The organism is Suilimivivens sp., assembly GCF_037359455.1.
GTDB classification, from domain to species: Bacteria; Bacillota; Clostridia; order Lachnospirales; family Lachnospiraceae; genus Suilimivivens; species Suilimivivens aceti.
Genome location: NZ_JAXXXI010000045.1, coordinates 1 through 12,361, shown reverse-complemented (window position 1 = coordinate 12,361; position 12,361 = coordinate 1). Strand labels below are relative to the sequence as shown.

12 protein-coding genes and 2 pseudogenes are annotated in these 12,361 nt (G+C 43.9%); 8 read left to right on the top strand and 6 right to left on the bottom strand.

Going from position 1 to position 12,361, the window contains the following annotated elements:
- Window positions 1–23: 23 nt before the first annotated feature.
- Together WJQ40_RS09225 and WJQ40_RS09220 are read right to left on the bottom strand one after the other, a co-directional pair.
- Window positions 24–1,088 carry an acyltransferase gene (locus WJQ40_RS09225; protein WP_337539536.1) on the bottom strand — a complete coding sequence of 355 codons (1,065 nt, stop codon included), beginning with the start codon at window positions 1,086–1,088 and terminating at the stop codon, window positions 24–26.
- Between the two features lie 81 nt (window positions 1,089–1,169).
- The gene (locus WJQ40_RS09220) at window positions 1,170–1,310 is read right to left on the bottom strand and encodes a hypothetical protein (RefSeq protein WP_337539534.1); all 141 of its coding nucleotides are present in this window, start codon (window positions 1,308–1,310) and stop codon (window positions 1,170–1,172) included.
- Window positions 1,311–1,467: 157 nt separating this feature from the next.
- On the opposite strand from WJQ40_RS09220, the gene WJQ40_RS09215 reads away from it, so the two are divergent.
- The 7 genes from WJQ40_RS09215 (at window position 1,468) to WJQ40_RS09185 (ending at window position 8,327) form a co-directional block, all read left to right on the top strand.
- A complete protein-coding gene (locus WJQ40_RS09215) occupies window positions 1,468–2,808 on the top strand; it encodes a potassium transporter TrkG (RefSeq protein ID WP_262575919.1) in 1,341 nt (446 codons plus the stop codon).
- Between the two features lie 18 nt (window positions 2,809–2,826).
- Window positions 2,827–3,474, top strand: coding sequence for a TrkA family potassium uptake protein (locus WJQ40_RS09210; protein WP_118799666.1), 648 nt, complete (start codon window positions 2,827–2,829; stop codon window positions 3,472–3,474).
- Between the two features lie 185 nt (window positions 3,475–3,659).
- A complete protein-coding gene (locus WJQ40_RS09205; RefSeq protein WP_337539531.1) occupies window positions 3,660–5,546 on the top strand; it encodes a DUF4118 domain-containing protein in 1,887 nt (628 codons plus the stop codon).
- The gene (locus WJQ40_RS09200; RefSeq protein WP_262575916.1) at window positions 5,539–6,240 is read left to right on the top strand and encodes a response regulator transcription factor; all 702 of its coding nucleotides are present in this window, start codon (window positions 5,539–5,541) and stop codon (window positions 6,238–6,240) included. The genes WJQ40_RS09205 and WJQ40_RS09200 overlap by 8 nt, the downstream gene beginning before the upstream one ends.
- Window positions 6,241–6,412: 172 nt before the next feature.
- Window positions 6,413–6,553, top strand: a complete 141-nt coding sequence (locus WJQ40_RS09195) for a CD1871A family CXXC motif-containing protein (protein WP_262575915.1) — start codon at window positions 6,413–6,415, stop codon at window positions 6,551–6,553.
- The gene (locus WJQ40_RS09190) at window positions 6,546–7,406 is read left to right on the top strand and encodes a 4Fe-4S binding protein (protein WP_337539527.1); all 861 of its coding nucleotides are present in this window, start codon (window positions 6,546–6,548) and stop codon (window positions 7,404–7,406) included. The genes WJQ40_RS09195 and WJQ40_RS09190 overlap by 8 nt, the downstream gene beginning before the upstream one ends.
- A gap of 6 nt (window positions 7,407–7,412) precedes the next feature.
- Complete coding sequence (locus WJQ40_RS09185) at window positions 7,413–8,327, top strand: TlpA disulfide reductase family protein (protein ID WP_337539524.1); 915 nt, start codon at window positions 7,413–7,415, stop codon at window positions 8,325–8,327.
- Window positions 8,328–8,338: 11 nt separating this feature from the next.
- Here WJQ40_RS09185 and WJQ40_RS09180 read toward each other — a convergent pair whose 3' ends face one another.
- Window positions 8,339–9,421, bottom strand: coding sequence for a PLP-dependent aminotransferase family protein (locus WJQ40_RS09180; RefSeq protein WP_337539521.1), 1,083 nt, complete (start codon window positions 9,419–9,421; stop codon window positions 8,339–8,341).
- Window positions 9,422–9,511: 90 nt separating this feature from the next.
- Between WJQ40_RS09180 and WJQ40_RS09175 the strand changes: the two genes are divergently transcribed.
- Complete coding sequence (locus tag WJQ40_RS09175; RefSeq protein WP_262575911.1) at window positions 9,512–10,042, top strand: ECF transporter S component; 531 nt, start codon at window positions 9,512–9,514, stop codon at window positions 10,040–10,042.
- A gap of 143 nt (window positions 10,043–10,185) precedes the next feature.
- On the opposite strand, the gene WJQ40_RS09170 is transcribed toward WJQ40_RS09175, so the two are convergent.
- The 3 genes and pseudogenes from WJQ40_RS09170 to WJQ40_RS09160 form a co-directional block, all read right to left on the bottom strand.
- Entirely contained in the window at window positions 10,186–11,379 is a 1,194-nt protein-coding gene (locus tag WJQ40_RS09170) for an ATP-binding protein (protein WP_337539518.1), read from the bottom strand.
- A 382-nt stretch (window positions 11,380–11,761) separates the two neighbouring features.
- Window positions 11,762–11,890: pseudogene (locus WJQ40_RS09165) on the bottom strand (helix-turn-helix transcriptional regulator); the annotation flags it as partial.
- 76 nt (window positions 11,891–11,966) lie between these two features.
- Window positions 11,967–12,361 (bottom strand): annotated as a pseudogene (locus tag WJQ40_RS09160) (ABC transporter permease); the annotation flags it as partial.

Here is a 12,361-nt window from a genome sequence, read left to right as displayed (position 1 = left end):
CCTGTTTCTGTTAATGCCAGTTTTCATCTTTGCAGTCCAAGGAGACACCAGCGCACACCCGGAATCCTTTTGACGATCTCATACAAAAGCAGACCACCAAAGAAAGCTGCCAGCCCTGTCAGAACATACAGCAGGATACCTGGAAGATTCGTATAGGTATACAGTGCATATGAGCAGGCAGATAACGGCAGATAATGAAACACATAGAGTCCAAAGCTTTTCTGCTTCAGGAGCTGCCATACCCTGCTTTCTCTGTCAGCAAAGCGTTTCATGCCTCCTATCACTGCAAGGCACATCAGCCATCCATACAGTACTGCCAGAGGACTGTTTACGTAAGGCTCCACCGCATAATTTTTCCCATAATATACACAGGTGTAGAGGATCCCTGCCACAAATGCTGCAAGGAGCAGGGGCAGCCAGTATTTCTCCAGTTCCTTTATCACCTTTTCCTGAGTAAACACATAATACCCGGTCAGAAATGCCATTCCGTAAATACCAAAACGGTATACACAGATCACCGGCATATTCAGGATCTGTGCACTTCCATAGATAAGGATGCCAAGAAGCAGTGCTGTCAGAATCCCTGCTTTTTCTGCCAGGACAGACAGTCGTCCCTTTTCCAGCTTTCTGATCAGCAAAAGGATCATGGACAGGATCCACATGACCTGGATCGTCCAGAGTACCCCGATTCCTGATACGCAGAGGATCAGATATAAAACAGGCTCTGGAATGATTTCTGGTATATTGTCAAATGCGTGACTGATTGCCATATTAAAATACCCCTGTGCCCATCCAAATACCAGAACACCTATAGTAGAAGGCACTAACAGCTTCCTGGTTCTTGCCCGGATATATTCCTTCTCTGTATGCTTTTCCAGATAAAACCGGGAACACATGCCGCTCAGAATAAAAAGGATCACCATAAACCAGGGATACAGCAGATACTGCAGGGTATCCTGTCCATGAAAGGCTGTCACCGGCCCGATCACACCATCTGTTGCCACATGGTTAAACATATAGATCACATGGTACAGCACCACCAGAAGAATCGTCAGTGACCTTATATTATCTATGTATGATTTTCTCATGTTTTTCCTACCTTTGCTACTTATTTTAACTCATTATAGCAAAAGCAGATCTCACTATCTACCAACCTTTTCTGACATAAATCAACTCTTTTTGTTAAAAACAGTGGCACTTTTCCGGTTCAGATAAATATAAAAACCAACATTCAGAACAATCCACACTGCTGTGGAAATGGGTGCGGCAAGTCCGATTGCTGTCAGGCTGGCATCCGGCTGTATACTCATGATATAAGCCAGCGGCAGCCAGATGAAGTCCCGCTACCAGCACCAGAGATCATAAATCATCTTTATTCAATCTTAATACACCACAAGTGTCCTTTATTGACTCTTAAAGCCTCCTGCTATATGATAATAACATCAAAATCGATAAGGAGCTGCCTTTATGCCAAAGGAAATCATTCATCGAAGACGCCGCCTTTCGTCTTTTCAAATTATCATATTAGGTTTTGCCTTGGTCATCCTAATGGGATCACTGCTGTTAATGCTGCCGATTGCCACAATAACCGGGTGCGTAACTCCATTTAACGAAGCCTTATTTACTGCAACCTCTGCAGTCTGCGTGACAGGACTTATCATACAGGATACAGGAAGCTATTGGTCAGGCTTCGGACAGGCGGTCATTCTGACGCTGATCCAAATCGGAGGACTTGGCGTCATAACCGTGGCTGCCTCATTTGCACTGTTGTCTGGACGAAAAATCTCCCTTATGCAGCGCAGTACCATGCAGGATGCAATCTCAGCCCCAAAGGTCGGTGGAATCGTCCGACTGACTCGCTTCATCCTGTGGGGAACATTTTTGATTGAACTGCTAGGCGCACTTGCTATGCTGCCAGTGTTCTGCTACGACTATGGATGGCGTGGCATCTGGATGGCAGTGTTCCATTCCATATCCGCCTTTTGTAATGCCGGATTTGACATTCTTGGAACAAAAAGCAACCTCTATCCATCCCTCACCAGCTATGTGAGCAGTCCCTCAATCAATTTTACAATAATGCTGCTGATTGTGACTGGTGGCATTGGCTTTCTGACATGGGATGATATTTGGGAAAACAAGTGGCATTTTCGTCACTACCGAATGCAGAGCAAGGTGATCCTTGTTACTACAAGCCTTCTCATTGCTCTGCCTGCCGCGTTTTTCTTCTTCACAGATTTTTCCGCACTTCCCACAGAAAGACGCCTGCTAACGTCCCTTTTCCAGTCTGTCACACCGAGGACGGCGGGCTTTAACACGGTAGCTCTGCCTGCCATGTCTAGTGCATCACAGGGTTTGATGGTTCTTCTGATGCTTATTGGTGGCTCTCCTGGTTCTACGGCGGGCGGCATAAAAACCACAACTCTGGCAGTCCTGCTTGCCAATGCCGCCGCTACCTTCCGACAATGTGAAAACGCGCAATTATTTGGACGTAGAATTGATTGCAGCACCATTAAGACTGCCACAACCATTCTTACAATGTATCTTACCCTATTCTTTGGCGGAGCAGTCTTTATCAGTACATATGAGAATCTGCCGTTAGTCTCATGCCTTTTCGAAACGGCATCGGCGGTCGGAACAGTGGGATTAACGCTTGGTATTACACCACAGTTACATATCCCCTCGCAAATTGTGCTGATTACACTCATGTATCTTGGCAGGGTTGGTGGTCTTACGTTGATTTATGCGGCTCTTTCCGGGGAAAAAACAATCAATGCAAGGTTACCGCTCGAAAAGATCACTACCGGATAAGTAAAGGAGGATTTTCTTATGAAAAACATTTTATTAGTTGGAGCAGGCCGATTTGGACGGCATATCGCGATGCAGCTATCTCAGCTGGAGCATCAGATTATGACTGTCGATGCAAATGAAGAACGAATCAATGATGTACTGCCATTTACCACCAACGCACTGATCGGTGACAGCACAAATGCAGAATTTCTTCGTTCGCTTGGTATCGGAAATTTTGATGTCTGCATCGTTACGATCAGCAGTAATTTCCAAAATTCACTGGAAACAACCTCACTGCTGAAGGAGCTAGGTGCAAAGTGTGTGGTGTCACGCGCTGAACGGGATGTGCAGGCAAAATTCCTGCTTCGTAACGGTGCCGACCATGTAATCTATCCAGAAAAACAGATGGCAAAATGGGCAGCGATCCGATATACTTCCAATCATATTTTTGACTACATAGAGATTGACCAGCAACACGCTATTTTTGAAGTAGAAGTGCCGGAAGGCTGGATTGGAAAAAGCGTTGGTGAACTAGATATCCGCAGAAAATTTGGGATCAATATTCTCGGCATCAAGCACGCAGGAAAAACAGATGTTTCTATCATGCCTGATACGATATTATCCAGCGATGTATCAATTCTGGTCTTAGGCGAGTATAAGATGCTGCAAAAGTGCTTCCGGATATAAATACATTGGAACCCGATGTGCAGGATATCATTTTGACCGTTGGTAGATACCACATATTGGTGCTATAATATTAAAAAGGCGGTGAGAATGTGCAGAACACAATAAACAGGACGGCAAAGGATCATATTTTGGTATGCCTGTCCTCTTCTCCATCTAACGAACGCATTGTGCGCATAGCAGGCAGGATGGCACAGGCATTTTGTGGGAGCTTTACTGCACTTTATGTGCAGACACCAGGAGATGCTGCCATGAATACGGAAGATACATCACGTTTACAGGCTAATATGCATCTTGCGAAGCAGCTTGGTGCGGAGATCGTCACAACTCATGGAGAAGATGTGCCCACGCAGATTGCAGAATATGCACGTCTCTCCGGTGTAACCAAAATCGTAATTGGGCAAAGTGGCATACAGTGCCGCCATTTCTTTAGCAAACCAATACTGACAGAACGGCTCATTGCGCTGATCACGGCCGCTGATATTCATATCATTCCGGATGCGGAGGACTACAGGAATTCCCGCAGGAAACCATCTATCCCTATTTACCCGGCATTCCCGGCTACCCGTGATCTGCTTCTGACCGCCGGGATTTTGACGGCTGCAACGATCGTCGGATGGTTTTTTTTGCAGCTTGGCTTCGCAAATGCCAACATTATCATGGTCTACCTGTTGGGGGTGCTTCTGACTTCTGCTTTTACAAGCGGATATACCTGTGGCGTGCTATCCGCTTTTTTGAGTGTCATCCTGTTCAATTATTTTCTAACGGAACCCCGTCTGTCTTTAGCAGCCTATGGCAGTAAATACCCAATAACCTTTGTCGTCATGTTCACAGCAGCACTTTTGACCAGTACGCTTGCTGCAAAGCTAAAAGCTCATGCGCAGCTATCTGCGCGGGATGCCTACCGGGCGAAGCTCCTTTTTGATATGAACAGGCAGCTTCAAAAAGCTGAAACGCCAGAGGAAGTCTATCAAATGACTGCAACTCAGATACAAAAGCTGATGCAGCGGGACGTTCTGATCTGCCCAGCACAAGGTGATACGCTGCTTGATGGAATCGTTTACCCTGTAGATGGAAGCAGTCCGCACAGCATTTCAGAGGATGAACAGGAGCTGGATGTGATCCACTGGGTATGGCAAAACCGAAGACGAGCGGGAGCAACGACCGAAACATTTCCAAAGGCAAAACGACTGTATTTTGCTATTTGTACCTGGCAGCAGGTTTACGGAGTTATTGGGATCCTAATGGAAAAACAGACACAACCGGATGCATTTACATCCAGCATTCTTTTTTCTATTCTTGGTGAGTGCGCTCTGACTCTGGAAAGCCTGCGAAATGCTGATGAAAAAGAAAAAGCTGCGGTTCTTGCAAAGAACGAACAGCTTCGTGCCAACCTCCTTCGTTCCATTTCCCACGATCTGCGAACGCCTTTGACCTCGATTTCCGGAAATGCCGACACACTGTTGCACTGCTATGATGTACTGGATGATCAAACACGGAAACAGATTTTTTCGGACATTTACGACGATGCCCAATGGCTGATCGGGCTTGTTGAAAATTTGCTTTCTATCACGAAAATTGCGAATGGAAATGTTAAGCTGCATCTTTCTGATCAGGTTGTTGATGACATCATATCAGAAGCACTCCGGCATATCGACCGAAGATCGGCAGAACATCATATTACGATGAATTGCGGAGAAATACCCTTGTTGGTGCGTGTAGATGCAGGACTCATCATGCAGGTACTTATCAATCTGGTGAACAACGCGATCAAATATACTCCGGCAGGATCAACTATCCAAATCACAGCAATCCAGCGCGGAAATGTAGCTGAAATCTGTGTCAGTGATAACGGCACTGGTATACCAAATGAATTAAAAGAACGTGTTTTTGAAATGTTCTTTACTGGAAGTAATCCTACCAGTGACAGCCGACGCAGTCTTGGGCTTGGACTGTCCCTCTGTCAAGTCATCGTTCATGCGCATCATGGAAAAATGACGTTAAAAGACAATTTGCCGCATGGATGCATCTTTTCTTTTACAGTAGCACTTAGTGAGGTGAATCTGAATGAATAAACCGCTTGTCCTTGTTGTAGAAGATGATACGCCAGTGCGCAATCTGATCACAACAACACTAAAAACTCACGAATATCGGTATCTTTCATCGCAAAACGGTGCCAGCGCTGTGATGGAAGCATTGTCACATAATCCAGACATTGTACTGCTCGATCTTGGACTGCCAGATATAGATGGTGTGGAGATTATCCGAAAAATCCGGTCGTGGTCGAATATGCCAATCATCGTCATCAGTGCGCGAGCGGAAGATTCTGATAAAATTGAAGCATTGGATGCCGGAGCTGATGACTATCTCACCAAACCCTTCTCTGTAGATGAGCTGTTGGCACGGCTGCGGGTGACCCAGCGGAGACTTGCACTGATGAAAACAGACATTACACAGGAATCTCCAATTTTTACGAACGGTGCACTGAAAATTGACTACATGGCAGGCTGTGCATATCTTGATGGCACAGAACTGCACCTGACACCCATCGAATATAAGCTGCTGTGCCTGCTCTCCAAAAATATGGGCAAAGTTCTGACTCATACCTATATCACACAACAGATCTGGGGTAGCAGTTGGGATAATGACGTTGCTTCTCTGCGTGTATTTATGGCCACTCTTCGCAAAAAATTGGAACGTGGAAAAGACTCGCCTCAATACATACAAACGCACATCGGCATCGGATACCGAATGCTGCGGGTCGAATAAACAATTCCTAAACCCAAAAATCAGACTTCACGGGAATAGATTTTGATATCTTCAACTATTAATAATCTCAAAATTTTACACCTGCTTCTTAACATTAATTTTACAACAGGTATTGTATAATACCAATGTCAGCTGGTCAATAAATACGATAACAGAAGGGGGCAATAATAGCTTGAAGTGCAGAAAAATATCTCAAATCGCTTTACTCATCACAGGTATAGCCATGGTCAGCTACGGTGCGATCAGGGGAGAGGCAGCCATCGTGCTGGGAAAAGCAATAAAACTATGTCTGGAGTGTGTCGGAATTGGATAAGAAAAAGGAATTACTGTCAAAACAGACAGCCAGAATACGCGGATGGATACAGGCAGCTGCCACGCTGCTTACCAATATCCACCTCCCTAATTTGTTTATGGGAAAAATATACCAGGGCAAGGCAAAAACAATATGCGTACCGGGATTAAACTGTTATTCCTGCCCTGCTGCGGCAGGTGCATGTCCAATCGGTGCCTTCCAGGCAGTTGTCGGATCCTCCAGCTTTAAATTTTCGTACTACATAACCGGATTTTTTATTTTGCTCGGTGTGACACTTGGAAGATTTATATGTGGTTTTTTGTGCCCGTTTGGATGGTTCCAAGATTTGCTGCACAAAATCCCCGGCAGGAAATTCTCCACCGCCAGACTGAAGCCGTTAAGATACCTGAAATATATCATCCTTATTGTTTTCGTTATACTTCTGCCAATGCTCATAACGAACTCCGTAGGAATGAGCGATCCGTTCTTCTGTAAGTACATTTGTCCACAGGGTGTTCTGGAGGGGGCTATCCCGCTTTCCCTTGGAAATGCTGCCATACGGTCTGCACTGGGAAAACTTTTTTCTTTTAAATGCCTTATCCTGATCACAGTGGTTGTGCTGAGTATTATGTTTTACCGGCCCTTCTGTAAATGGCTTTGTCCTCTTGGCGCAATCTACTCATTGTTTAATAAGATCAGCTTTCTACGTATTAAGGTTGATAGCAGCAGATGTGTCGGATGTAACCAGTGTTCAAAGGCATGTAAAATGGATGTGGAGGTATGTAAGACTCCAGATCATCCGGAATGTATACGGTGCGGGGCATGTATAAAGGCTTGTCCAAAGGCTGCAATCTATTACAATTTAAAGGAGTAATTATTCATGAAAACAAAAAAGACATTTATTTCTATTTTTACACTCTGCATAGCATTATCTCTTATGGCATGTAATGAAAAAACCGCTGCAGATACAGAAAAACCGCAGGATACCCAGACCGAATCCGGCACAGGAGCTGCTGATGCTTCCAGCTCTCTGCTGAATGATCTGTATCAGCAGGAAAACCAGCTCTTTGCAGATCATGAGGATGTCTGGAACAGGGTCTTTGGCATGATGAGCAAAGACACTACTGATTCAGGTGGAAATTATGCTGATTTTCTTTCTGACACTATCGAAGCAAATAAGGCTTCCTTCACAGATGACGAACTGAAAATACTCACTGACGATATTGGAACGATACGGAAAATTGAGGAGCAGATAGCTGAAATTGAAAAAAAGAATACCTCATCCGGTGACACGGACCAGAATAACAATTCTGAAGCGGCATCTCCCTTCAAAAATTTCTCCGGTCAGGATTTTGATGGTAATTCTGTTGATGAAAGCCTGTTTTCCGGGAATTCAGTAACTGTTATCAATTTCTGGTTTTCCGGCTGCAAGCCCTGTGTTGCCGAGTTATCTACGCTTGATGAATTGAACAATGCGATCAGCCCAAAGGGAGGTGAGGTAGTAGGCATCAACACAGACACCTTCGATGGAAACGAAGCGGCTATAAAAGAAGCGGCAGCGATTCTCGAAAGCCAGGGTGCCACGTACCGCAATCTTTCCATTGACTCTGCTTCAGATGCAGGTAAATATGCCTCCGGTATTATGGCGTTTCCCACAACAATATTAGTTGACAGAAACGGTAATATCGTGGGTGAGCCATTGCTTGGGGGGATTGATAATCCAGACAGCTATGATGCCCTGATGAAGCAGATCCAATCCGTGATCGATGCTGACAATGGAGAGAAACAGGACTAAGATCAAAGATCTTAGTCCTTCACTCTGCGCTTCCGCCGCACCCTGTTGATATGCCGTTCATAATCTCCGCTTTTCAAAAGCTCTGCCAGTACATACTGTTCAAACAGCGGTACCGGACAGGAATAAAACCCAAGCTTTTCCTCAAAAGCATCCACAAGCTTTTCCGGAAGCACCATATATCCGATACGTACTGAGGGAGCAATGGTCTTTGAGAAGGTATTCATATAGATCACGTTCACACCCTTTGCCAGCGAAAAAAGAGAATCCTCCGGCTTGCTGGACACCGTCAGCTCCGAATCATAATTATCCTCCACGATCACTGCATCCCTCTGCGCCGCCCAGTACAGATATTCCCGTTTCTGGGAGATCCCGATGGTGATACCGCTGGGATAGCTGTGAAAGGGAGTCACATGAAGCACCCTCGCCTCTGTTCTGGCAAGTTCTGCAGACGGGATTCCGTCTGCAGAAAGAGTCAGTGGATCGCAGACAATCCCCATGGATTCGTAGACTCTCCTTATCTTTTCATAGGAAGGGTCTTCAATACCGAAAATACATCCCGCACCAAAAAACTGAGCCACCATCCCATAGAGATATTCCGCACCGGATCCGATAATGATCTGTCTTGGCTGCACCTGGATCCCGCGGCTCCTGCCAAGGTAAGAACAGATCGCTGTCCTGAGCTCCTGACACCCTCTGTTTGGTGATTTTACCAAAATCTCTTCACCATAATCCAGCAGCACCCTGCGCATGGTTCTAGCAAGCACACTGAATGGAAACTCTCCCACATGATGCATACTTAAGTGTGCCTTTGGCAGCTCCTTCTGCCGGATTTCCGGGTTCACCTGGAAATCCGCTTCCCGGTAGATCACATAATAGCCGCTCCGCTGTCTTGCTTCTATATATCCTTCATCATTTAACAGGTTCATGGTATGCTCTACGGTTACAAGACTTATCCCCGTTTCCGCCGCAATGATCCTTTTGGAAGGAAGTCTGCTGCCATAAGGGTATACTCCCGCCACGATGTCCTGCACAAAGTGATTATATAACTGGATATAAGCCTGCACCCCACTGTCTTTTGTAATTGAATAATTCATCTGGTCTTATTAGAAACTCCTTATTTGGTTATTTCGATATTACCAAAGTAATTGTATCCTTGATTCAACACTTTGTAAAGGAGTTCTCAAATGAAAAAATCAAACGCAAAAATCACAACTTTAAGACTTACTACCGCAGCTGTATTTATGGCAATGACCATTGCCTTAAGCTCCTTTGGTATTCCGGTTCCCGGCGGCCACCTGTACCTGTGCGACGTTGCCATCTGTCTCGGTGCCATTCTGTTAAACCCGTTAGAGGCCTTTATTGTAGGCGGTGTGGGATCCTTCCTTGGCGATATGCTTTTCTATCCCGCTCCCATGTTTGTTTCCCTTGCTACCCATGGGCTGCAGGCAGTTGTTATTTCCCTGATCTCCCATAAGACATTAAAGAATCGTCCCCAGCTTGCTTCCGGTATCGGCGTTACCGTAGGTGCAGTCATCATGGTAATCGGTTATACCCTTGGCAAGACCTTCGTATACAGTACCTTTGAGTACGCTATGATCAAGCTTCCCTATGAAATCGCACAGGGTGCGATCGGTGCCATCCTTGGTATGGTTCTTTGTTGGAAGTGCGGTATCCACAAGCTGTTCAACAATATGATCACAAGCAGAGAAAATTAGTCCTGTCCTATTATTCTCTGCCTTTCTGCAAACTGGCTCTCTGTCTTTTTCATGTGGAGCAGATGCCTTACACATTATCCTCTATTTGATTCGCTTTGTTCTATTAGCCATTTTCTTCTTTTTTTCATTTTTGGCTAATAGCATTATTTATCTAACAACCAATCCGCAATATCAATAACCTTGATTCCCTCATACTGGTATTCATCATGCCTGGTTCTGGCTATCACATACTTAGGGTATGCATCTTTAATCTGCAAAAGTGGAGCTACCTCTCTTTCAAAGGTCTTCTCTTCACTGATATTATCAGATACCTGAATATAGATTTTCTCACTCCGCTTCACTGCGACAAAATCTATTTCCTTCTTATATAATATGCCTACATAAACCTCATATCCTCTACGCAAAAGCTCAACCGCCACGATATTTTCCAATATCCGCCCGTAATCCATATTCTTTGTTCCAAGCTTCGCATAACGGAAAGTATGGTCGCTCAAATAGTATTTGTCGTTGCTCGATAAATACTTCTTCCCCTTAATATCATATCTCCTAACCTTATAGAATGCGAATGCATTGCACAGATATTGTATATAATTACCAACTGTCGTATGGTGTATCTTCTCATGCATGCTTCCAAGAGTATTCGTAATGTTACGCGCTGAAGAAAGATTCGACACATTATCCATAAGGAAATCCACAATTCTGTCCATCAGCTGCGTATTTCTTATCTTGTATTTTTTGCGAATATCACGCACTATCAGTGTATCAAACACATCAGCTATATAATCATACTTTGCTTCCTGATCTTTATAAAGATAGGAACCAGACATTCCACCCTCTAACACATACTTATCCAAAGCGTCGTAGCGGTCTTTCAAGCCAAAGTACTCCATATACTCACGAAAGGAAAACGGATATACTTTGATTTCAAACGTACGCCCTGTAAATAACGTAGCCAAATCCGAACTTAATAAAAAAGCATTTGAACCGGTAATATATATATCATACTTCTCGCTGGCATGAAGTCCATTGACTGCTTTCTCAAAATCTTCGCACATTTGCACTTCGTCAATAAAGACAAAATTCTCTTTACCTGCAACATAATGTGCGTTTACATAATCGTATAATGCGCGATAAGTCAGTAAATCGTCATAATCAGGCAGGTTAAAATTTATCTGTATAATGTTGCAATCCGCATTCTCCGATTCAATATATGCTCTAAATGCTTCTAACAGCTTTGACTTTCCGCTTCGTCTTACACCGGTAATAACCTTGATATCCGGAGTCCCAAGTACATTGATTAACTTATCCAAATACTGTCTACGCTCTATCAGCTTCATCTGCATCATCCTTTCACTAACAGTATGTACTTATTATACTGTTTCTATTAGCCAAAATCAACATTTTTTCATTTTTGGCTAACAGAATGAGGGATGTAGTTTGAATCATCTCTAACAATCAAATGATTCCCCATTCCCAAATTCTCATAATTCCATCCTTTAGGCGCTGAACTATCCAATCCAAATCGACCTGGTTGTCAACGTAATACTCTTTGTCCTGAAATGGGTGTTCATGGTTGTTTCGCATCCAGATGTAAGCGATGCCCTGAAGGAATCGTTTGCATGTCTATCTGTGACAACTATGATTCTTTCCAATGTGATTTAATTGTATTACATCCAAAATCTTTAAGTGATTCAGCAAATTAATAGTTTAGACAATCATCGAAATTTCTTTTAACGAATCAATACTCGGATACCCTCTGCCCGATTCCCACTTCGATATTGCTGTCCTTGAAACAAGCAGAGCTTGGCTGATTGGAAGGTAACATATACTACGAAAAATAGTAAGAATCGTGCTGTCACATAAGCGACACCTATCGTGTCATCAGCTAAAACACTAGGCTTTCACCCGCTAAAAACAATATTTCCTATCGTCTGCCTTCACCATCTGGCAGCAATGTAACAAAATAATAAATAATTCCAAATACAGCTATACTTCCCATCATAATGCCGATCATCTGATTTACACTTACCACATTTCCATGAAATACCGGATTGCAATCAAGAGTGTTTCTTATCGCTTCAACCATTTCATCCGGATAATGTTTTCTCTCCATCTCTCTGAACACTCCATAAAGCATATGATTCTTGATCAATGAAGTGGCATATGTACTCGGAAGATAAGACAGTGCCTTCTGAAGACCTGAACCAAAATTTGAAATTGGCATATAAGCTCCACATATAAAACCATAACCTGCGCTGACAATTGTACCCACAGCCGAAAGCTGTCCCTGTGTTGTCAATGGAAAGCTAATGATACTTG